This is a genomic window from Streptomyces sp. S07_1.15, assembly GCF_020739505.1.
Lineage (GTDB): Bacteria > Actinomycetota > Actinomycetes > Streptomycetales > Streptomycetaceae > Streptomyces > Streptomyces xinghaiensis.
Window position 1 is genome coordinate 3555898 of the sequence record NZ_JAJBZK010000001.1, and the last position, 22311, is coordinate 3578208.

Here is a 22311-nt window from a genome sequence, read left to right on the forward strand (position 1 = left end):
CCCTGGAAACCCACGGGGTCAGCAGTGGGAATGCCTGCCGTCTAGGATCCGTTGGGTGGGGTGGGACTCCGGAACGGGCCCCTGATTGACCCTGGACAGCAGTCGGCAGAGACGAGGAAGACACCCGTGAGCGACGTCCGTAACGTGATCATTATCGGCTCCGGGCCGGCGGGGTACACCGCGGCGCTCTACACCGCCCGCGCCTCGTTGAAGCCCCTGGTCTTCGAAGGGGCGGTCACCGCCGGTGGCGCGCTCATGAACACCACCGATGTGGAGAACTTCCCCGGCTTCCGCGACGGCATCATGGGCCCGGACCTCATGGACAACATGCGGGCCCAGTCGGAGCGTTTCGGTGCCGAGCTCGTTCCCGATGACGTCACGGCTGTCGACCTGACCGGGGACATCAAGACGGTCACCGACTCCGCCGGCACTGTCCACAAGGCCCGCGCGGTCATCATCGCCACCGGCTCCCAGCACCGCAAGCTCGGGCTGCCCCGCGAGGACGAACTCTCCGGGCGCGGGGTCTCCTGGTGCGCCACCTGCGACGGGTTCTTCTTCAAGGACCAGGACATCGCTGTGGTCGGCGGCGGTGACACCGCGATGGAGGAAGCGACCTTCCTCTCCCGGTTCGCCAAGTCCGTCACCGTCATCCACCGCCGCGACACACTGCGTGCATCCCGGGCGATGCAGGAGCGGGCCTTCGCCGACCCGAAGATCACCTTCGCCTATGACAGCGAGGTCGCCGAGATCCACGGCGACCCGAAGCTCACCGGCGTCACTCTGCGCTCCACCAAGACCGGCGAAACCCGCGAGCTTCCCGTCACCGGCCTCTTCATCGCCGTCGGCCACGACCCCCGCACGGAGCTCTTCACCGAGCAGCTGGACCTGGACGACGAGGGTTACCTCACCGTCGACGCCCCCTCCACGCACACCAACCTCGCCGGTGTCTTCGCCGCCGGCGACGTCGTCGACCACACGTACCGCCAGGCCATCACGGCCGCCGGGACCGGCTGCTCCGCCGCCCTGGATGCCGAGCGCTACCTCGCCGCCCTCTCCGACACCTCCGCTGAGCACACCCCGGAGCCGGAGAAGACCGCCGCGGCCACCGTCTGACCATCCCCCCTTCCCCTCCCGAGAAAGCTAGGAGATCGCCATGGCCGGCGCCCTCAAGAATGTGACCGACGCGAACTTCGATGAAGAGGTTCTCAAGAGCGACAAGCCCGTTCTCGTGGACTTCTGGGCCGCCTGGTGCGGTCCGTGCCGTCAGATCGCCCCCTCCCTTGAGGCCATCGCCGCGGAGCACGGGGACAAGATCGAGATCGTGAAGCTGAACATCGACGAGAACCCGGCGACGGCCGCCAAGTACGGCGTCATGTCGATTCCGACGCTCAATGTCTACCAGGGGGGCGAAGTCGCCAAGACGATCGTCGGTGCCAAGCCGAAGGCGGCGATCGTGCGCGACCTGGAGCCCTTCATCGGCTGACAACGGGGTTTCACGTGAAACAGGGCCTGCCCTCTCAAGGGGGCAGGCCCTGTTCCGTTCTCCGCTTCGTGTCCCCCGGCACCGGAGATCAGTCCGGCACACAAGAGCTACCCGAGTGAGAGCTACAGCGGTCGGAGTGCCGGTTCCTTCTGCACCGCACCGAGCAGGCGGTCCAGCGCCATCTCGACGTCCTCCTTCCAGGAGAGCGTCGTCCGCAATTCCAGCCGCAGCCGGGGATAGCGGGGATGCGGCCGCACGGTCTTGAAGCCGACCGCCAAGAGGTGGTCCGCGGGCAGGACGCAGGCCGGTTCCGTCCAGCGGGCGTCACCGAAGGCCTCGATCGCCTTGAAGCCCCGTCTCAGCACGTCCTTCGCGACGGTCTGGACGAGGACGCGTCCCAGCCCCTGGCCCTGGTAGCCCGGCATGATCGAGGCTGTCATCAGCTGAACGGCGTCCGCGGCGACCGGGCTTGTCGGAAAGGCCGTCGACCGCGGCACATACGCGGGCGGCGCATAGAGGACGAAGCCCGCGGGCACCTCGTCGACGTAGAGAACGCGACCGCAGGATCCCCACTCCAGCAGGACACCGGAGATCCAGGCCTCCTTCTCCAACTCCGGCCGGCCTGCCTGAACCGCGGCCTCACCACTGACCGGATCGAGCTCCCAGAAGACGCAGGTACGGCAGCGCTTGGGAACGTCCGGAAGGTTGTCCAGGGTGAGCGGTACGAGCCGACGACCCATGAAGTCTGCTCCTCACTTTCACTCCCGTCCTCCACCACTTCGAGCGCGGCTCACGTCGGTCCCACTCGCTCTCCGCGCGAACAGCGAAGCCGAACGCCCGCCATGTCCTCGGGCATCGTATCCAGCCTGCCTCCGGTCCGGAGCGAAGGCAGAGCACAGGGCGGGTCACGATCCGCGTGACCCGCCCTGTGCCTCGGTTCACCTGCCCTCGGAGCCCTCGGCTTCCGCCTCCGGGCCGAGTTCCAGAACCCGGTCCTCTCCCGGAGCGAGCGTCCCCAGGATCCTCTCCAGATCCTCTATGGAGGCGAACTCCACGACGATCTTGCCCTTCTTCTGCCCGAGGTCGACCTTCACCCGGGTCTCGAAGCGGTCGGAGAGCCGCGAGGCCAGCTGGGTGAGCGCCGGGGACACCCGGTTTCCCGCTCGCGGCCCCTTGGGCTTCACCGTGCTGTCCTGCCGGGACCCCATAAGAGTCACGATCTCCTCGACGGCCCGCACCGACAGCCCTTCGGCCACGATCCGGTGGGCGAGGCGGTCCTGCTCCTCCGAGTCCTCCACGGACAACAGGGCCCGTGCATGCCCGGCGGACAGTACTCCGGCGGCAACACGGCGCTGGACAGGGGTGGAGAGCTTGAGCAGCCGTAGCGTATTGGACACCTGAGGCCGGGACCGGCCGATGCGGTCCGCCAGCTGATCGTGCGTGCACTCGAAATCCTTGAGCAACTGATCGTAGGCAGCCGCTTCTTCGAGAGGGTTCAGCTGGGCCCGGTGGAGGTTCTCCAGCAGCGCGTCCAGCAGCAGCTTCTCGTCCTCGGTGGCCCGGACGATCGCCGGGATGCGCTCCAGGCCCGCCTCACGGCAGGCACGCCACCGGCGCTCCCCCATGATGAGCTCGTAGCGCTCCGGAGCCACCTGCCGCACCACGACGGGCTGCAGCAACCCCACCTCTTGGATGGACGTCACCAGCTCGGCCAGGGCGTCCTCGTCGAACACCTCCCGTGGCTGGCGCGGGTTCGGCGTGATCGAGTCCAGGGGCAGTTCCGCGAAATGGGCACCGGCCGGCTGCTCGGCCACCACCTCGGCCGTCGCGGGCACGCTCTCCGCGCTCTCATCGGCACCGTTCTGGGGCAGCGCGGTCACCCTGGCCGCCGCCACACCCCGCTCCTGCGTGAGAACCGGGACCGCCGTGGGGGAGGTGGCTCCCTGGGCCACCGCCGAGACCGGCTGGTCGCCGCCCTGAGGCGCGGCGGGGATCAGCGCGCCGAGCCCCCTGCCCAGACCTCTGCGTCGTTCACTCACTGCGTCCCCTCCGGCCTGCCGTGCTGTTCGTGCTGAGCGTTGCCGCCCATGGTGTGGGCATTGTGACCCTCATAGTTGACTCCCACCCCGCGCAACGCGATCTCCCGGGCCGCTTCGAGGTAGGAGAGAGAACCACTGGAGCCGGGATCATAGGTCAGGACCGTCTGACCGTAGCTGGGGGCCTCCGAGATCCGCACGGAACGCGGGATGCTGGTCCGCAGGACCTCGTTGCCGAAGTGGCTGCGCACCTCGTCCGCGACCTGCGAGGCAAGCCGGGTCCGGCCGTCATACATCGTGAGCAGGATGGTGGAGACGTGGAGCTTGGGGTTGAGGTGCCCACGTACCAGTTCGACGTTCCTCAGGAGCTGACCCAGCCCTTCCAGCGCGTAGTACTCGCACTGGATGGGGATGAGGACCTCGGCCCCCGCGACGAGCGCGTTCACGGTCAGCAGCCCGAGCGACGGCGGGCAGTCGATGAGGATGTAGTCCAGCGGCTGTTCATAGGCCTGGATGGCGCGTTGCAACCGGCTCTCCCGGGCCACCAGCGAGACCAGTTCGATCTCCGCGCCGGCCAGGTCGATGGTCGCAGGCGCGCAGAAGAGGCCCTCCACATCGGGTACGGGCTGCACGACATCGGAGAGGGGCTTGCTGTCGACCAGGACGTCATACACCGAGGGCACCTCGGCATGGTGGTCGACACCAAGCGCGGTTGAGGCGTTTCCCTGCGGGTCGAGGTCGATCACCAGGACCCGCGCGCCGTGCAGAGCGAGCGACGCGGCGAGGTTGACCGTGGTGGTGGTCTTGCCCACTCCACCCTTTTGGTTGGCCACCACCATGACCCGGGTCTGCTCGGGGCGCGGCAGACCGTCACCGGCGTGCCCCAGAGCTTCGACGGCCAGTTGAGCGGCGCGGCCGATGGGGGCGCCGTCCAGGGAGGGCGGCGTTTCACGTGAAACATCAACCCCCGGTGGCGGGGTGTCGGAGGTCACCCCCCGAGAGGGCTCAGCGGCACGGGGACCGGGGACCGGATCGGTCATCGGTCCCGCGATATTGGCGTCGGACCGCAAGGATTCACTCTCCTCGACTTCTGGCTCGCGATAGACAGAGCCTGCCATGCTTTCGGGGTTATGAACCAGCGAGGTCCGTTCTCCTGTGGATGAATCCGCCTCGGACGACCCCTCTGTGGAAAACCGGACCCCCCGCCGGGGCGAGTCCGACGGTGGGTCGGTTGCCGCTTTCTCGGATGCGGCGTGGTGGCGGGGCACGGCGGCCCGGCCGCGACTAATGATTCCATGCAACAGGGAGCGACGTTTCACGTGAAACACGATGCACGCGCCCGGGTTCACCGGGCGCAACGACACTCCGATTTGGGTGGTTTTGGCAGCTTGTATGGAGCAATGCCGGTTTCAGCGCCGCCTTCGCGCACTCCGTGAGGGCCTGGCAACCCGCGCGGCCTTGGCCCGTTTGGCAGCGAAGCGGACACCGCCGGGGCTCTCGCCGACCTCAACCCTCACCACTGTGGAGAGGGGATCCACCACACCCTCTCCGACCTGGAGCACGGAGGTCCGGACGACACCGAGTTTGCTCAGCGCCGCCCTGGCCCCCTTGAGTTCCTCCTCCGCCGTGTCCCCCTTCAGGGCCAGCATTTCGCCGTACGGCCGCAGCAGGGGAACGCCCCATCCCGCCAACCGGTCCAGCGGTGCCACGGCCCGCGCCGTCACCACATGCACGGGTGGCAGTGAGCCCAGCACCTCCTCGGCCCGCCCGCGCACCACCGTGACATGGTCGAGGCCCAGGAGTTCCACCACCTCCTGCAGGAAAGTGGTCCGCCGCAACAGCGGTTCCAGCAGAGTGATGCGCAGATCCGGACGGACGAGCGCCAGCGGAATGCCCGGCAGCCCCGCCCCGGAACCCACGTCACAGACCGTCACGCCCTCGGGTACGGCCTCGGAGAGCACCGCGCAGTTCAGCAGATGCCGTTCCCAGAGCCGGGGTACTTCCCGGGGACCGATCAGACCGCGGCGCACCCCCGCGTCCGCGAGCAGTTCGGCGTAGCGGACGGCTTCCGGGAGGCGCTCGCCGAACACCGTCTGTGCGGCGGGAGGTGCCGGGGGAAGCTCTGCTGCCTCGGTCACGGGACCGTCCTTCCTCGGGTTTCCGGGGCACCGCTGCCCGGACCTACGACGCCCGGCGGGACGCCGGCTTGCAAGGCTCACAAAGTACGGCCCCGCCTGCGAACAGGCGGGGCCGGGTGACACATCCGCGTGTGGTCAGACCGGAAGAACGACGACGCAGCGCTGGGGTTCCTCGCCCTCCGACTCGCTGCGGAGGCCCGCGGCGGCGACGGCGTCGTGAACGACCTTGCGCTCGAACGGGGTCATCGGCTTCAGCTTGACCGGTTCTCCGCTGCCCTTCGCCTCTTCCGCGGCCCGCGCGCCGAGCTCCGCGAGCTCCTCGCGCTTGCGGGCGCGGAACCCGGCGATGTCCAGCATCAGCCGGCTGCGGTCACCGGTCTCGCGGTGCACGGCAAGGCGCGTCAGCTCCTGGAGCGCCTCCAGCACCTCGCCGTCACGCCCGACCAGCTTCTGCAGATCACGGCTGGTCGAGTCGCTGATGATCGACACCGCTGCCCGGTCGCCCTCGACATCCATGTCGATGTCGCCGTCGAGGTCGGCGATGTCCAGCAGACCTTCGAGATAGTCGGCCGCGATATCACCCTCCTGCTCCAGGCGGGTCAGGGTGTCGGCGCCGTCGGTGGCGGTGGTGCCCTCCGTCACTGGGTGGCTCCTCACTTCTTGGTCGGGTGCTTGGGCCGCTGCCGGCCCTTGCGCTGTCCGGACTTGGTGGTGCGGGAGGCGGACGCGCCCCCGGACTGCTTCTGCTGGTCGCCCTGAGCCGGCTTCTTCTCCAGTGAGGGCTTTTCCTGGGCCTTCTCACCGCCCGCCGGCTGCTTGCCCGTACCCGGCCTGGCGGGTCCCTGGGGGGTGGCCGCCTGGCGCTTCGCCTTGGGCTGCCGCTTCGGCTGCTGCCGCTTGGCCCGCGCTTCCTCGACCGCCCGCTTGGCCTCGGCCTGGGCCGGGTCCTCCTTGAGCTTGCCCTTGGCGCGCAGCTTCTCCTGGCGCTGCTGGAAGGCGATGCTGCCCGGAGTGGGATTGCGCTGGATCACGTACATCTGCTGACCCATGGTCCAGACGTTGGTGGTCAGCCAGTAGACCAGGACACCGACCGGGAAGTTGATGCCGAAGACGGCGAACATGATCGGGAAGATGTACATCAGCATCTTCTGCTGCTGCATGAAGGGCGTCTTGACCGTCAGGTCGACGTTCTTCGTCATCAGCTGGCGCTGCGTGTAGAACTGCGAGGCCGACATCAGGACGATCATGATGACGGTGACCACGCGGACGTCGGCGAGGGTGGCACCGAGACTCTCGACCTTGGCCGCGCTGTCCATGAACTTGGACGCGATCGGAGCACCGAAGATGTGCGCGTTACGGGCGCTGCCGACCAGGTCCTTGCCCATGACGCCGACCGCTTCATCGTTCGCGATCTTGTTGAGGACCTGGTAGAGCGCGAGGAAGAAGGGCGACTGCGCCAGAATCGGGAGACAGCTCGAGAGCGGATTGGTGCCCGTCTCCTTGTAGAGCTTCATCATCTCTTCGGACTGGCGCTGCTTGTCGTTCTTGTAGCGCTCCTGGATCGCCTTCATCTTCGGCTGGAGCACCTGCATGTTCCGCGTCGCCTTGATCTGCTTCACGAAGAGCGGGATCAGAGCGATACGGATCAGCACCACCAGCGACACGATGGACAGACCCCAGGCCCAGCCGCTGTTCTCGTCGAAGACAAGGCTGTACAGCGAGTGGAACTGGACGATGATCCAGGAGACGGCGATATAGAGAGGACCGAGGATCGTGTCCACGAATCAGGCTCCTTGGGCGTTGGGCTGAGTCTCGGGCTGTCCCTCGGGCGCCCCGGTGGAGTGAGCACTCCACCGGTTCCGCAGCCGTTGGTGCCAGACCGGATGCTTCCGGGGAGGGACGTGGTCGACGCCACCGGGCGACCACGGATTGCAGCGCAGGATGCGCCAGGCGGTCAGTGCCGTCCCTTTCACCGCGCCGTGCACCCGGATGGCCCCATAGCCATAGTGTGAACACGACGGGTAGTACTTGCAGACCGGACCCAGCAACGGGCTGATGGTCCACTGATAGAGCTTGATCAACCAGAGCAGCGGATACTTCATCGCTCCGCCTTCTCCTCGGCCTTGCCATGGACGGCCCCACCCAGCAGCCGCCTCAGCGCGGCGTCGAGATCGCGGGTGAGCTCGTGGTGACCGGCCGTTCCCGCCCCGGGCAGTGCCCTTACGACCACCAGGCTACCGGCGGGCAGTGCGGGCAACCGCTCCCGCATCAGGTGCCGCAGCCGCCGCTTCACCAGATTCCTGGTCACGGCCCCGCCGACGGCCTTGCTGACGACGAAACCCGCACGCGCCGGGGGAACCTTCTCCCCAGGCGCGTGCGGGTCGGTTGAACCGTTGCGCAGGTGCACGACGAGGAGCGGGCGACCGGCCCGGCGCCCTCGGCGTACCGCGGTGGCGAAGTCCTCGCGCCGCCTCAGCCGATTCTCGGTAGGCAGCACGACATGGACCCTGAGCTCTGGTCGCTCAGGCCGACAGACGCGTGCGGCCCTTGGCGCGGCGGGTCGCGAGGATCGCGCGGCCGGCACGGGTCCGCATACGCAGCCGGAAGCCGTGGGTCTTCGCGCGGCGGCGGTTGTTCGGCTGGAAGGTGCGCTTGCTCACTCGGGGGCTCCACTAGGACTCGGGTATTGCGTGACGTCATCTGGCTGTCACCGTGCGCCCACGAGTAGCTCGCACACGCCCGAGTGCACCGCATGATCGACACTCAAGCGATCTTCGCCCATCGGAGGCAGGCGGCAGCAGCCATCGACAACTCGACCTGCTCACGGTACGCGCGGCCACGTCACCCGGTCAAACCGGGTCCACGCCGGGCACCGGAGCCCCGCCGTCATGCCGCGGCCCCGTCTCCGCCGGCGGGGCTGCGGGCGAGGCCGTGGAACAGCGGGCGGGCCGAGCATGGCACATTTGTACACACCCTGTGGACAACGACTTGAACCCCGCGCGTCGGCCTGACTACCGTGGCGGAACTCCCGATTCTTCCCTCCCGCCCCGAGAACCACACATCCGTGGGATCCGTCGGCGCCACCCACCCAGTGAGTGAGAGAGCGTGCCTTGTGGCTGACGTACCTGCTGATCTTGCCGCGGTGTGGCCCCGCGTCCTCGATCAGCTTCTCGGCGACGACGCCCAGGGCATCGAGGCCAAGGACCGCCGCTGGCTGAAGGACTGCCAGCCGCTCGTTCTGATCGCCGGGACCGCGGTGCTCGCGGTCCCCAATGAATACGCCAAGGGCGTCCTCGAAGGCCGGCTGTCACCGCTGATCAGTGACGCCCTCAGCCGCGAGTGCAACCAGACGGTGCGCCTGGCGGTGACCGTCAGCGCCGCCGAGTCCGGCTCCGCTCCCCCGGCCCCGGCGCCGAACCCGGTACCGCAGCAGGCCCAGCGCTACGAGGACCCCCAGCACTACGAGGAGCCGCAGCACCCGGAGCCGCAGCGGGACGTCTACGACTACGACGGCGGATACGACGGCTACGGCCGCCCCGCCGACGGCCTGCCCACGGCCCGCCCCGCCTACCCGGACTACCAGCGGGGCCGCCCCGAGCCCGGCGCCTGGCCCCGGCCGCGCGAGGACTACGGCTGGCGCCCGCCCCGGTCCGGGGGCTTCCCGGAGCGCGATCCCTACGCCTCCCCGCACGGGGACCAGCAGCAGGGCCGCCCGCACCGCTACGAGGACGCCCCGCGCTACGACGAGCCGCAGCGCTACGAGGACCCCCAGCGCTCCGTGCCACAGCAGGGCGACTACCGGTCCGGCGCCTCCGACCGCCCGCCGTACGGATCCCAGCACCGCGAGCTCCCCGAGCCGCCGGCCGGCCGCGGCCACGGGGGCCCCGGCGGACCGGCCGGGCTTCCCGCGCCGAGCGGTGCGCCCGGGCCGCTGGCCGCGCAGCCCGCGCCCGCGACCGGCCCGGGTGAGCCCACCGCGCGGCTGAACCCGAAGTACCTCTTCGACACCTTCGTCATCGGTGCCTCCAACCGCTTCGCGCACGCCGCCGCGGTGGCGGTCGCCGAGGCGCCGGCCAAGGCGTACAACCCACTGTTCATCTACGGGGAGTCGGGGCTCGGCAAGACCCACCTGCTGCACGCCATCGGGCACTACGCGCGGAGCCTCTACCCGGGCACGCGGGTGCGCTACGTGAGCTCCGAGGAGTTCACCAACGAGTTCATCAACTCCATCCGCGACGGCAAGGCGGACGCGTTCCGCAAGCGCTACCGCGACATGGACATCCTGCTGGTCGACGACATCCAGTTCCTGGCGAGCAAGGAGTCGACGCAGGAGGAGTTCTTCCACACCTTCAACACCCTGCACAACGCCAACAAGCAGATCGTCCTCTCCTCGGACCGGCCGCCCAAGCAGCTCGTCACCCTGGAGGACCGGCTCCGCAACCGCTTCGAGTGGGGCCTGATCACGGATGTGCAGCCGCCCGAGCTGGAGACGCGGATCGCGATCCTCCGGAAGAAGGCCGTCCAGGAGCAGCTCAACGCCCCGCCGGAGGTCCTGGAGTTCATCGCCTCCCGCATCTCCCGCAACATCCGGGAGCTGGAGGGCGCGCTGATCCGGGTGACCGCCTTCGCCAGTCTCAACCGCCAGCCCGTGGATCTCGGCCTGACGGAGATCGTGCTCAAGGACCTGATCCCGGGCGGTGAGGACGCGGCACCGGAGATCACGGCCTCGGCCATCATGGCGGAGACGGCCGCCTACTTCGGGCTCACCGTGGAGGATCTCTGCGGTTCGTCCCGGAGCCGGGTGCTCGTGACCGCCCGCCAGATCGCCATGTATCTCTGCCGGGAGCTGACGGATCTCTCCCTGCCGAAGATCGGTGCCCAGTTCGGCGGACGCGACCACACGACCGTGATGCACGCCGACCGCAAGATCCGCGCGCTGATGGCCGAGCGGCGCTCGATCTACAACCAGGTCACGGAGCTCACCAACCGCATCAAGAACAGCTGACGGACCGCGCGGCCGCCGCGGCGGCGGTACGAGAGGGCGCTCCCGGGAGTACGGCTCCGGGGAGCGCCCTTGGCGTTTCCCGGCCTGGGCCGGCCCCGAGCCGCTGAGCCGGGCCGGACGGTGCGCGCCCGCGGCTCGGGGCGCGCCTTTCCATGGCCTGCCGCGGCGTCTCCGTGCGCCTCTCCTTGGGCGTCTCCGTTGCCTCTCCCCGCGCATCCGGGGCCGGTCCCGGCTCCCCGAAGACATGCGTACACCGCGCGCACCTCGCGGCGACCGTGCTCCGCGCGTCCCGGCGCTGTTCGAATACGCACCGCCGCAGGGCAGTTCTCCACAGCGGATGGGCAAATGAGCCGTCCACACCCTGGGGAGAGGGAAGTTGTCCAGATCTTGTCCACAGCCGGCCTCCGGCGAGGGCGGCACCGGGAGGTCAAGCGCCTGTGGACTTGTGGCTATCCGGTCTCCACAGACTGTGGAGGAACGGCCCGGCCTTCGGGCGTCGGTCCGGTTGTCCACCGTCCGCCCACAGGGAAGGGCCTGTTGTGCACAGCCTTTCCACACCGTTGTCCACTGTTCGGCAACACAACACCCCTCGTCACCGCCAAGAGTGAACTGCATCACATCAACGCGCCGGATTGGGCTGTGCAGAACCTGGGTAAAACTGGGGACGCCGCTGGGGAGAACCCGCCCTTCCCTGTGTACGGCGTGTGCAGAACTCTTCCCCGTCCACAGGACCGGTGAGTTGTCCACCGGTCCCGCCCACAGGGCCCGTGGACAAAAAACAGCTGCTGAGCTGCGAAAAGCGGGTTATCCACGGTTTCCACAGGCCCTACTACTACGACCACGTAGTTACAGGGGGAAATCCGTTTCGAAGTGGGGCCTGTGCACAACTCGCCCTCGGGCCGCGCCACGCCTCCCGGCCCGACTTGACCCCGGAGCGCACCGAGTGTCCGTGGTGTGCGTCAGACTGGACCGGCGGCACACAGCCGACGACGAAGGCCAGCAGGGCGAGCCAGCAACAGCAGGAGGCGGCTTACGGTGAAGATCCGGGTGGAGCGCGATGTACTCGCGGAGGCGGTGGCCTGGGCGGCCCGCAGCCTCCCGGCCCGTCCGCCGGTGCCCGTCCTCGCGGGCCTGCTGCTGAAGGCCGAGGACGGTTCCCTGAGCCTGTCGGGCTTCGACTACGAGGTCTCGGCCCGCGTCTCCGTCGAGGCCGACGTTGAGGAGGGCGGCACCGTCCTCGTCTCCGGCCGGCTGCTCGCCGACATCTGCCGCGCCCTGCCGAACCGCCCCGTGGAGATCTCCACGGACGGTGTGCGGGTGACCGTGGTCTGCGGCTCCTCCCGCTTCACGCTCCACACCCTCCCCGTGGAGGAGTACCCGGCGCTGCCGGACATGCCGGACGCCACCGGTACCGTCCCCGGCGAGGTCTTCGCCGCGGCCGCCGCGCAGGTCGCCATCGCCGCCGGCCGGGACGACACCCTCCCGGTGCTCACGGGCGTCCGGATCGAGATCGAGGGCGACACGGTCACGCTGGCCGCCACCGACCGCTACCGCTTCGCGGTCCGCGAGTTCCTGTGGAAGCCCGAGGTCCCCGACCTCTCCGCCGTCGCCCTGGTGCCCGCCAAGACGCTGCTCGACACGGCCAAATCGCTCACCAGCGGCGACACCGTCAGCATCGCGCTGGCGGGCTCCGGCAAGGGCGAGGGCCTGATCGGCTTCGAGGGCGCCGGCCGCCGCACCACCACCCGCCTCCTCGAAGGCGATCTGCCGAAGTACCGCACCCTCTTCCCGACCGAGTTCAACTCCGTCGCGGTGATCGAGACCGCTCCGTTCGTCGACGCGGTCAAGCGCGTGGCGCTGGTCGCCGAGCGGAACACCCCGGTGCGGCTCAGCTTCGAGCAGGGCGTGCTGATCCTGGAGGCCGGTTCCAGCGACGACGCACAGGCTGTGGAAAGGGTGGACGCCCAGCTCGACGGGGACGACATCTCGATCGCCTTCAACCCCGGCTTCCTGCTGGAGGGCCTGAGCGCCATCGACTCCCCGGTGGCCCAGCTGTCCTTCACCACCTCCACGAAGCCCGCCCTGCTGAGCGGCAGGCCCGCCGTGGACGCGGAGGCGGACGACGCCTACAAGTACCTGATCATGCCGGTGCGACTGAGCGGCTGAGCGGCGGGTACCCGGCGGGAGCCGGCGCCCGCGCAGGCCACCGTGCCGGGCCCGGCGTTTTGTCCCCGCCGCCCCCTCCGACGTGCGTCTGAGCACCGGAAGCCCACAGGTGAGCGGCGGGTGCCCGGGCGTAGGCTCGGCCGGGTACCAATCGCAACGACTAAGTCGAAGAGGGTCACTGATGGAGCTCGGTCTCGTCGGTCTCGGCAAGATGGGCGGCAACATGCGCGAGCGCATCCGCCGCGCAGGTCACACCGTCATCGGATTCGACCACAATCCGGATCTTGCCGATGTCCACAGCCTGGAGGAGCTGGTGGGCCGGCTCACGGGCCCGCGCGTCGTCTGGATCATGGTCCCGGCCGGTGCGGCGACCCAGTCGACCATCGACGCCCTCGGCGAACTGCTCTCCCCCGGGGACGTGGTGGTGGACGGCGGCAACTCCCGCTGGACGGACGACGAGAAGCACGCCCGGGAGCTCGCAGAGAAGGGTGTCGGCTTCGTCGACTGCGGCGTCTCCGGCGGTGTCTGGGGCCTGGAGAACGGCTACGCGATCATGTACGGCGGTGACGCCGCGGACGTGGCCAAGGTCCAGCCGGTCTTCGACGCCCTCAAGCCCGAGGGCGAGTTCGGCGCCGTCCACGCGGGCACGGTCGGCGCCGGCCACTTCGCCAAGATGGTCCACAACGGCATCGAGTACGCCATGATGCAGGCCTTCGCCGAGGGCTGGGAGCTGCTGGAGGCCGCCGGCTCCGTCACGGATGTGCGCGAGGTCTTCCGCAGCTGGCAGGAGGGCACGGTCATCCGCTCCTGGCTGCTGGACCTGGCCGTTCGCGCCCTGGACGACGACGAACACCTCACCGCCCTGCGCGGCTACGCCCAGGACTCCGGCGAGGGCCGCTGGACCGTGGAGGCCGCCCTCGACCACGCGGTGCCGCTGCCCGCGATCACCGCCTCGCTGTTCGCCCGGTTCTCCTCCCGCCAGGACGACTCCCCGGCCATGAAGATGATCGCCGCCCTGCGCAACCAGTTCGGCGGCCACGCGGTCACGGCCGCAACGGGGGACGAGAAGGGCGCCGACGCCCCGGGCGCGGACGTCGAACCGCCGGTGGGCGGCTGACGGTCCCGATGCACGTAGCCCATCTGTCGCTCGCCGACTTCCGGTCGTACGTCCGGGTCGAGGTCCCCCTCGAACCGGGCGTCACCGCCTTCGTCGGTCCCAACGGCCAGGGCAAGACCAATCTGGTGGAGGCCGTCGGCTATCTCGCCACGCTCGGCAGCCACCGCGTCTCCTCCGACGCCCCGCTGGTGCGGATGGGCGCCGAACGGGCGGTGATCCGGGCCGCGGTGGTCGGCGGCGACCGGCAGCAGCTCGTCGAGCTGGAGCTCAACCCGGGGCGGGCCAACCGGGCCCGGATCAACCGCTCCTCGCAGGTGCGGCCGCGGGACGTCCTCGGCATCACCCGCACCGTGATGTTCGCGCCGGAGGACCTCGCCCTGGTCAAGGGCGACCCGGGAGAGCGCCGGCGCTTCCTGGACGAGCTGATCACCGCCCGCTCCCCGCGCATGGCGGGGGTGCGGTCGGACTACGACCGGGTGCTCAAGCAGCGGAACACGCTGCTGAAGAGCGCCGCGATGGCCCGCCGTCACGGCGGCCGCGGGGCGGACCTCTCCACGCTCGACGTCTGGGACCAGCATCTGGCCCGGGCCGGCGCGGAGTTGCTGGCCCAGCGGCTGGATCTGATCGCCGCGCTGCAGCCGCTCGCCGACAAGGCCTACGAGCAACTGGCGCCCGGGGGCGGCCCGGTCGTGCTGGAGTACCGCGGCTCGGCGGGTGAGCGGCTGGGTGAGGCGGGCAACCGCGAGGAGCTGTACGAGGTGCTGCTGGCGGCGCTCTCGGAGGCCCGCAAACAGGAGATCGAGCGCGGGGTGACGCTGGTCGGGCCGCACCGGGACGACCTGGTGCTCAAGCTCGGCCGGTTCCCGGCGAAGGGCTACGCGAGCCACGGGGAGTCCTGGTCGTACGCGCTCGCGCTGCGCCTCGCCTCCTACGATCTGCTGCGCGCCGAGAGCCCGGCCGGTCCCGCCGTTCCGGCGGCTCCGGAGGGCGGCGGCGGGCGGCGGGCCGGCGAGCCGGTGCTCGTCCTGGACGATGTCTTCGCGGAGCTGGACACCCGCCGCCGCGACCGGCTCGCGGAGCTGGTGGCCCCGGCGGAGCAGGTGCTCGTGACGGCGGCGGTGCCGGAGGACGTGCCCGGCGTGCTGGCGGGAGCGCGGTACGAGGTGGCCGGCGGCACGGTCGAGCGGGTGGCGCCATGACGGACGGCGGAGTGCGCGGGCCGGGCGGGCCGGGCGGGCCGGTCCGCCGGGACGGCCCCGGAGCGCCGGGTCCGGCCGCGGCCGGACCGGGAACCGGCGGCTCGGGCCCAGGCGGCTCGGGCGGGCCCGGAAGCGGCGGTCCCGGATCCGCGGGCGAGGTACCGGCGGGGACGGCGCCGGAGCGCCCCGCGGGGCCGGAGTCCTCCGGGGTCGATCTCGCCCGCGTCGCCCTGCGGGCGGCGAAGGAGCAGGCCCGGGCCCGGGGCGCGGCCGCCCAGCAGAAGAAGCAGGCCCGCCGCGGTGGTCTGCGCTCGGGGGCGCGGGCCGACGGCCGGGACCCGCTGCCGCTGGGCGCGGCGATCGACCGCCTGATCACCGACCGCGGCTGGGAGGCCCCGGCGGCGGTGGGCGGGGTGATGGGCCGCTGGCCGCAGATGGTCGGCCCGGATGTGGCGCAGCACTGCGCGCCCGAGCGGTACGACGAGGAGGCGCGGGTGCTGACGGTGCGCTGCGACTCCACCGCGTGGGCCACCCAACTACGCCTTCTGGCACCTCAGTTGGTGGCCCGGCTCAATGGCGACCTGGGCCGGGGCACGGTCCGGCTGATCAAGGTCCTGGGTCCGGGGGGCGGGCCCCGGCAGGGCTACGGTCCGCTGCGCGCGCCGGGCAGCAGAGGGCCGGGCGACACCTACGGCTGACGCTTCTCCGAGTCCGGGACGGCGCCCGCGGAACCCTCCGCGGAGCCCTCCCCGACCGCCCCGCGGACGGCCCCGGAACCGCTGGGGAACCGCCGCCGGGCCGCCGCCGCGGCGCCGCCAGGACGCTGTGACGGATGTGCCTCCGGGGGCGTCCCGCTGCGTGGTCGGGGGTTGACAGCCCGAAGCGCTGAGTGCCCCTGTGGGCCGCTCGGAGCCCGGGCCCGCATATGGGGAGTCGGCGGACGCCGGTTCAGGGCGGCACACAACGATCCAGGCACCGGCAAACCCCCATTCATGTCAGCGCTACCGGTAGACTGGTGGCCATACCGCCGACTTGCGGAACATGTCGAACGACGCAGCCGCTCCTGCACGCCGGGAGATGGCGTGTGCTGTGCCAGAAAGGGCGCTTCGTGGCCGATTCCGGCAACCCCAACGAGACCAACACCGCTCCCCCCACCGCTTCCGGTGACGGCCCGCCGTCCGTGTACGAGGCCGCACAGGAGGTCGCGTACGACGCCAGCGCGATCACGGTCCTGGAGGGCCTGGACGCGGTGCGCAAGCGGCCCGGCATGTACATCGGTTCGACCGGTGAGCGGGGCCTGCACCACCTTGTGCAGGAGGTCGTCGACAACTCGGTCGACGAGGCTCTGGCCGGGCACGCGGACACCATCGAGGTCACGATCCTCGCCGACGGCGGGGTGCGGGTGACCGACAACGGCCGCGGCATCCCCGTGGGCATCGTCCCGTCGGAGGGGAAGCCCGCCGTCGAGGTTGTGATGACCGTGCTGCACGCGGGCGGCAAGTTCGGCGGCGGCGGCTACGCCGTCTCCGGCGGTCTGCACGGCGTCGGCGTCTCGGTCGTCAACGCGCTGTCGACGCGCGTCGCCGTCGAGGTGCGCACCGAGGGCCACCGCTGGACGCAGGACTACAAGCTCGGGGTGCCGACGGCGCCGCTGGCGAAGAACGAGCCGGTGGAGAACACCGGCACCACGGTCACTTTCTGGGCCGACCCGGACATCTTCGAGACCACCGACTACTCCTTCGAGACGCTGGCGCGGCGCTTCCAGGAGATGGCCTTCCTCAACAAGGGTCTGGCCATCTCGCTGACCGACGAGCGCGCGGACCATGTGGACGAGGAGGGCAAGCCGCTCTCCGTCCGGTACCACTACGAGGGCGGCATCGTCGACTTCGTGAAGTACCTCAACTCCCGCAAGGGCGAGCTGGTCCACCCCTCCGTCATCGACATCGAGGCGGAGGACAAGGAGCGGCTGCTCTCGGTGGAGATCGCGATGCAGTGGAACGCCCAGTACACCGAGGGCGTCTACAGCTTCGCGAACACCATCCACACCCATGAGGGCGGTACGCACGAGGAGGGTTTCCGGGCCGCGCTGACGGGGCTGATCAACCGCTACGCGCGCGAGAAGAAGCTGCTGCGGGAGAAGGACGACAACCTCACCGGTGAGGACATCCGCGAGGGCCTGACGGCGATCATCTCGGTCAAGCTGGGCGAGCCGCAGTTCGAGGGCCAGACGAAGACGAAGCTGGGCAACACCGAGGCGAAGACCTTCGTCCAGAAGATCGTCCACGAGCACTTCATGGACTGGCTGGACCGCAACCCCAACGAGGCCGCGGACATCATCCGCAAGGGCATCCAGGCCGCCACGGCCCGGGTCGCGGCCCGCAAGGCGCGCGATCTGACCCGCCGCAAGGGCCTGCTGGAGAGCGCGTCGCTGCCGGGCAAGCTGAGCGACTGCCAGTCCAACGACCCCACCAAGTGCGAGATCTTCATCGTCGAGGGCGACTCCGCCGGCGGCTCCGCCAAGTCCGGCCGGAACCCGGAGTACCAGGCGATCCTCCCGATCCGCGGCAAGATCCTCAACGTCGAGAAGGCGCGGATCGACAAGATCCTCCAGAACCAGGAGGTGCAGGCGCTGATCTCGGCCTTCGGCACCGGGGTGCACGAGGACTTCGACATCTCCAAGCTCCGCTATCACAAGATCATTCTGATGGCGGACGCCGATGTCGACGGCCAGCACATCAACACCCTGCTGCTGACGTTCCTCTTCCGCTTCATGCGCCCGCTGGTCGAGGCCGGTCACGTCTACCTCTCCCGCCCGCCGCTCTACAAGATCAAATGGGGCCGCGACGACTTCGAGTACGCCTACTCGGACCGCGAGCGGGACGCGCTGATCACCCTCGGCCGGGAGAACGGCAAGCGGATCAGGGACGACTCGGTCCAGCGCTTCAAGGGTCTGGGCGAGATGAACGCCGAGGAGCTCCGCATCACGACCATGGACACCGACCACCGGGTGCTGGGCCAGGTCACCCTGGACGACGCGGCCCAGGCGGACGACCTGTTCTCGGTGCTCATGGGCGAGGACGTCGAGGCGCGGCGCTCCTTCATCCAGCGCAATGCCAAGGACGTCAGATTCCTGGACATCTGACGCATCCCGGCATCCGCTTCTGGACTCCGGCGCGGCGCCGGCCCCGATCCGGGCCGGTGCCCCGCGCCGTACCTCGAAAGGACTTCTGAACTGCCATGGCCGACGTGACCCCGCCTCCCTCCGAAGGCGGCCCCGCCGTCCCCGTTCCCGTCAGCCCCGAGGGCGAGCCCGTCGCCATCGAGGGTGTGGGCATGCGGGTCGAGCCGGTGGGCCTCGAAACGGAGATGCAGCGCAGCTATCTCGACTACGCGATGTCCGTCATCGTGTCGCGTGCGCTGCCCGACATCCGCGACGGGCTCAAGCCGGTGCACCGCCGGGTGCTGTACGCCATGTACGACGGCGGCTACCGCCCGGAGAAGGGCTTCTACAAGTGCGCCCGCGTCGTCGGCGACGTGATGGGCACGTACCACCCGCACGGCGACTCCTCGATCTACGACGCGCTGGTCCGCCTGGCGCAGCACTGGTCGATGCGGCTGCCGCTCGTCGACAGCAACGGCAACTTCGGCTCCCCGGGCAACGACCCGGCCGCGGCCATGCGGTACACCGAGTGCAAGATGACGCCGCTGTCGATGGAGATGCTCCGGGACATCGACGAGGAGACCGTCGACTTCCAGGACAACTACGACGGCCGCAACCAGGAGCCGACGGTCCTGCCGTCCCGCTTCCCGAACCTGCTGATCAACGGCTCGGCCGGGATCGCGGTCGGCATGGCCACCAACATCCCGCCGCACAACCTCCGCGAGGTGGCGGCGGGCGCGCAGTGGGCGCTGGAGAACCCGGAGGCCTCCCGCGAGGAGCTGCTGGACGCGCTGATCGAGCGCATCAAGGGCCCGGACTTCCCGACCGGCGCGCTCGTCGTGGGCCGGAAGGGCATCGAAGAGGCGTACCGGACGGGCAGAGGCTCGATCACCATGCGGGCCGTGGTGGAGGTCGAGGAGATCCAGGGCCGCCAGTGCCTGGTGGTCACCGAACTGCCCTACCAGGTCAACCCGGACAACCTCGCGCAGAAGATCGCCGACCTCGTGAAGGACGGCAAGGTCGGCGGGATCGCCGACGTCCGCGACGAGACCTCCTCGCGCACCGGCCAGCGTCTGGTCATTGTGCTCAAGCGGGACGCGGTCGCCAAGGTCGTGCTGAACAACCTCTACAAGCACACCGATCTGCAGACCAATTTCGGTGCCAACATGCTGGCCCTGGTGGACGGCGTGCCGCGCACGCTCTCCCTGGACGCCTTCATCAAGCACTGGGTGGACCACCAGATCGAGGTCATCGTCCGGCGGACGCGGTTCCGGCTGCGGAAGGCCGAGGAGCGGGCGCACATCCTGCGCGGCCTGCTCAAGGCGCTGGACGCGATCGACGAGGTCATCGCGCTGATCCGGCGCAGCGACACCGTCGACACGGCCCGCGGCGGCCTGATGGGCCTGCTGGAGATCGACGAGATCCAGGCGAACGCGATCCTGGAGATGCAGCTCCGCCGGCTGGCCGCCCTGGAGCGGCAGAAGATCACCTCGGAGCACGACGACCTCCAGGCCAAGATCACCGACTACAACGAGATCCTGTCCTCCCCCTCGCGGCAGCGGCACATCGTCAGCGAGGAACTGACCGCGCTGGTCGAGCGGTTCGGCGACGACCGGCGCAGCAAGCTGGTGCCCTTCGAGGGCGACATGTCCATCGAGGACCTGATCGCCGAGGAGGACATCGTCGTCACCATCACGGGCGGCGGTTACGTCAAGCGCACCAAGACGGTGGACTACCGCTCCCAGAAGCGCGGCGGCAAGGGCGTCCGGGGCACCAAGCTGAAGCAGGACGACATCGTCGACCACTTCTTCGTCTCGACCACCCACCACTGGCTGCTGTTCTTCACGGACAAGGGCCGGGTCTACCGGATCAAGGCCTACGAACTGCCGGACGCGGGCCGGGACGCGCGCGGGCAGCACGTCGCCAATCTGCTGGCCTTCCAGCCGGACGAGAAGATCGCCCGGATCCTGGCCATCCGCGACTACGACGCGATGCCGTACCTGGTGCTCGCCACCAAGTCCGGCCTGGTGAAGAAGACCCCGCTCAAGGACTACGACTCGCCGCGCTCGGGCGGCGTCATCGCGATCAACCTCCGGGAGACGGAGGACGGCCGCGAGGACGAACTGATCGGCGCGGAGCTGGTGTCGGCCGACGACGACCTGCTGCTGATCAGCAGGAAGGCCCAGTCGATCCGGTTCACCGCCTCGGACGAGACGCTGCGCCCGATGGGGCGGGCCACATCGGGCGTGAAGGGCATGAGCTTCCGCGAGGGCGACGAACTCCTCTCGATGAATGTCGTCCGGCCGGGTACTTTCGTCTTCACCGCCACCGACGGCGGTTACGCGAAGCGGACGAACGTCGACGAGTACCGCGTCCAGGGCCGCGGCGGCCTCGGTATCAAGGCCGCCAAGATCGTGGAGGACCGCGGTTCGCTGGTGGGCGCTCTGGTGGTCGAGGAGAGCGACGAGATCCTCGCCATCACGCTGAGCGGCGGTGTGATCCGGACACGGGTCAACGAGGTCAGGGAGACGGGCCGTGACACCATGGGCGTCCAACTGATCAACCTGGGCAAGCGCGATGCCGTGGTCGGTATCGCCCGGAACGCCGAGGCCGGACGTGCGGCTGAAGAGGTCGAGGAAATCGCCGACGCAGCCGTCGCGGCCGAGCCCGAGGCGGCCGGGGACGAGGAGTCCTCGGCCGGAAGCCAAGAGGAGTAAGCCGTGAGTGGAGCCACGGGCACCGGCGCGGGTGGTGCGGAGGCCGAGGGGCGACCCGTCCCCCCCGGGGCCACCGGGACGGGCGGTGTCCGCGGCCCCGCCGCGGCCGGCGGCCCTCCGCACGCCGCCCCGTATCCGGCAGGCACACACCATGGGGGGACCGCCGCTGTGACGGACACGCGCCAGCCTTATCCGCAGCAGCCGGCGGAGCCGTACCACCCGCCGCAGGCCTACGCGTCGCCCGCCGAGGCGGGGCAGCCGCCCGTCGCGGTCCCGGCCCAGGCGCCGGGGCAGCCGGTGCGCAGACCGCGCACCGGCGCGGGGGCCCGTACGGTCCCGCGGACGCGCAAGGCGCGGCTGCGGGTCGCCAAGGCGGACCCGTGGTCGGTGATGAAGGTCGGCTTCCTGCTGTCCATCGCGCTGGGCATCTGCACCATCATCGCCGTGGCGGTGCTGTGGATGGTGCTGGACGCCATGGGGGTGTTCAGCACGGTCGGCACGACGATCGGGCAGGCGACGCAGTCCGGCGAGGGCGGCGGTGGCGGTTTCGACCTGGAGTCGTTCCTGTCGCTGCCGCGGGTGCTGATGTTCACCTCGGTCATCGCGGTGATCGATGTGGTGCTGGCGACGGCTCTGGCCACGCTGGGCGCCTTCGTCTACAACCTCTCCGCCGGCTTCGTCGGCGGTGTCGAGCTGACGCTCGCCGAGGACGAGTAGCGGCCGGACGGGGGCGCCTCACCACCTGCGGAACCGATTTTGGGACCGGGCCCGGTGTGCGCTAATCTTCAGGGGCAGCGCGCGGGGCTATAGCTCAGACGGTTAGAGCGCTTCCCTGATAAGGAAGAGGCCACAGGTTCAAGTCCTGTTAGCCCCACTCCTGTGCATCGGCCCGGACGGATCCCGTCCGGGCCGATCTCGTCTGTCCCGGCGGCCGGTTGGCGCTGCCGCCGGAGGTCACCGACGGGTATCGGCCGGTGTGTATAGTCGGGCGGCAGAGGTCCCCTACGTCAAGAAGGACGAGGTAGCGCGGTGAAGAAGCTGCTCCTGGTCGCACTGGCCGCCATCGGCGGGCTCCTCGTGTACCGCCAGATCCAGGCGGACCGCGCCGAGCAGGATCTGTGGACGGAGGCGACCGACTCCGTGCCCGCAGGTTCGGGTTCCGGTGTGTGAGACCGACGCCAAGCCTGTACGAGCCCCGGCCGCCGTGAGCGGCCGGGGCTTCGTGCTGTCCGGCCGCTCATGGCGGCCTCTTGCTGTTGCTCCAGCGAATAAATATGGTGCAAAAGCAAA

20 protein-coding genes and 1 tRNA gene are annotated in these 22311 nt (G+C 69.8%); 12 read left to right on the forward strand and 9 right to left on the reverse strand.

All coding sequences use genetic code 11. The features are described 5' to 3' along the window. Positions 1–126 precede the first annotated feature (126 nt). Entirely contained in the window at positions 127–1113 is a 987-nt protein-coding gene (gene trxB / locus LIX60_RS15310) for a thioredoxin-disulfide reductase (protein ID WP_227958906.1), read from the forward strand. 40 nt (positions 1114–1153) lie between these two features. After that, positions 1154–1483, forward strand: coding sequence for a thioredoxin (gene trxA / locus LIX60_RS15315; protein ID WP_019707381.1), 330 nt, complete (start codon positions 1154–1156; stop codon positions 1481–1483). A gap of 122 nt (positions 1484–1605) precedes the next feature. On the opposite strand, the gene LIX60_RS15320 is transcribed toward trxA, so the two are convergent. From LIX60_RS15320 to rpmH, 9 genes are all read right to left on the reverse strand, one after another. Further along, positions 1606–2223, reverse strand: a complete 618-nt coding sequence (locus tag LIX60_RS15320; protein WP_227958907.1) for a GNAT family N-acetyltransferase — start codon at positions 2221–2223, stop codon at positions 1606–1608. A gap of 198 nt (positions 2224–2421) precedes the next feature. Next, positions 2422–3522: a ParB/RepB/Spo0J family partition protein gene (locus LIX60_RS15325; protein ID WP_227958908.1), complete on the reverse strand. Its 1101-nt coding sequence runs from the start codon at positions 3520–3522 to the stop codon at positions 2422–2424. After that, positions 3519–4637: a ParA family protein gene (locus tag LIX60_RS15330; RefSeq protein ID WP_308101374.1), complete on the reverse strand. Its 1119-nt coding sequence runs from the start codon at positions 4635–4637 to the stop codon at positions 3519–3521. Before LIX60_RS15330 ends, LIX60_RS15325 begins: the two co-directional genes overlap by 4 nt. Before the next feature lie 291 nt (positions 4638–4928). Further along, positions 4929–5657, reverse strand: a complete 729-nt coding sequence (rsmG, locus tag LIX60_RS15335; RefSeq protein ID WP_227958909.1) for a 16S rRNA (guanine(527)-N(7))-methyltransferase RsmG — start codon at positions 5655–5657, stop codon at positions 4929–4931. Positions 5658–5792: 135 nt separating this feature from the next. Further along, positions 5793–6299 carry a R3H domain-containing nucleic acid-binding protein gene (locus LIX60_RS15340; RefSeq protein ID WP_125623983.1) on the reverse strand — a complete coding sequence of 169 codons (507 nt, stop codon included), beginning with the start codon at positions 6297–6299 and terminating at the stop codon, positions 5793–5795. Positions 6300–6310: 11 nt separating this feature from the next. After that, positions 6311–7438: a membrane protein insertase YidC gene (gene yidC, locus LIX60_RS15345; RefSeq protein ID WP_227958910.1), complete on the reverse strand. Its 1128-nt coding sequence runs from the start codon at positions 7436–7438 to the stop codon at positions 6311–6313. Positions 7439–7441: 3 nt separating this feature from the next. After that, the gene (gene yidD, locus LIX60_RS15350) at positions 7442–7759 is read right to left on the reverse strand and encodes a membrane protein insertion efficiency factor YidD (RefSeq protein ID WP_227958911.1); all 318 of its coding nucleotides are present in this window, start codon (positions 7757–7759) and stop codon (positions 7442–7444) included. Further along, on the reverse strand, positions 7756–8154 hold the full coding sequence (gene rnpA / locus LIX60_RS15355) for a ribonuclease P protein component (RefSeq protein ID WP_227958912.1): 399 nt from the start codon (positions 8152–8154) through the stop codon (positions 7756–7758). The genes yidD and rnpA overlap by 4 nt, the downstream gene beginning before the upstream one ends. A gap of 25 nt (positions 8155–8179) precedes the next feature. Then, positions 8180–8317: a 50S ribosomal protein L34 gene (gene rpmH, locus LIX60_RS15360; protein WP_019707372.1), complete on the reverse strand. Its 138-nt coding sequence runs from the start codon at positions 8315–8317 to the stop codon at positions 8180–8182. Positions 8318–8769: 452 nt separating this feature from the next. On the opposite strand from rpmH, the gene dnaA reads away from it, so the two are divergent. The 10 genes from dnaA to LIX60_RS15410 all read left to right on the forward strand — a co-directional run bounded on the left by dnaA (position 8770) and on the right by LIX60_RS15410 (position 22191). Next, the gene (dnaA, locus tag LIX60_RS15365) at positions 8770–10662 is read left to right on the forward strand and encodes a chromosomal replication initiator protein DnaA (protein ID WP_227958913.1); all 1893 of its coding nucleotides are present in this window, start codon (positions 8770–8772) and stop codon (positions 10660–10662) included. Positions 10663–11697: 1035 nt separating this feature from the next. Further along, a complete protein-coding gene (dnaN, locus tag LIX60_RS15370) occupies positions 11698–12828 on the forward strand; it encodes a DNA polymerase III subunit beta (RefSeq protein WP_019707370.1) in 1131 nt (376 codons plus the stop codon). Between the two features lie 181 nt (positions 12829–13009). Then, positions 13010–13945, forward strand: a complete 936-nt coding sequence (gene gnd / locus LIX60_RS15375) for a phosphogluconate dehydrogenase (NAD(+)-dependent, decarboxylating) (protein ID WP_227958914.1) — start codon at positions 13010–13012, stop codon at positions 13943–13945. A gap of 8 nt (positions 13946–13953) precedes the next feature. Beyond that, positions 13954–15144, forward strand: a complete 1191-nt coding sequence (gene recF, locus LIX60_RS15380) for a DNA replication/repair protein RecF (protein ID WP_227958915.1) — start codon at positions 13954–13956, stop codon at positions 15142–15144. Further along, on the forward strand, positions 15141–15842 hold the full coding sequence (locus tag LIX60_RS15385; RefSeq protein ID WP_227958916.1) for a DciA family protein: 702 nt from the start codon (positions 15141–15143) through the stop codon (positions 15840–15842). The genes recF and LIX60_RS15385 overlap by 4 nt, the downstream gene beginning before the upstream one ends. 410 nt (positions 15843–16252) lie before the next feature. Then, on the forward strand, positions 16253–18286 hold the full coding sequence (gene gyrB, locus LIX60_RS15390) for a DNA topoisomerase (ATP-hydrolyzing) subunit B (RefSeq protein ID WP_374117861.1): 2034 nt from the start codon (positions 16253–16255) through the stop codon (positions 18284–18286). A 95-nt stretch (positions 18287–18381) separates the two neighbouring features. Further along, positions 18382–21021 carry a DNA gyrase subunit A gene (gene gyrA / locus LIX60_RS15395; protein WP_227958917.1) on the forward strand — a complete coding sequence of 880 codons (2640 nt, stop codon included), beginning with the start codon at positions 18382–18384 and terminating at the stop codon, positions 21019–21021. Positions 21022–21024: 3 nt separating this feature from the next. After that, positions 21025–21738, forward strand: a complete 714-nt coding sequence (locus tag LIX60_RS15400; protein WP_227958918.1) for a DUF3566 domain-containing protein — start codon at positions 21025–21027, stop codon at positions 21736–21738. 83 nt (positions 21739–21821) lie between these two features. After that, positions 21822–21895: transfer RNA gene (locus LIX60_RS15405), tRNA-Ile, on the forward strand. A 155-nt stretch (positions 21896–22050) separates the two neighbouring features. After that, positions 22051–22191, forward strand: coding sequence for a DLW-39 family protein (locus tag LIX60_RS15410; protein WP_019706276.1), 141 nt, complete (start codon positions 22051–22053; stop codon positions 22189–22191). Positions 22192–22311: the final 120 nt, after the last annotated feature.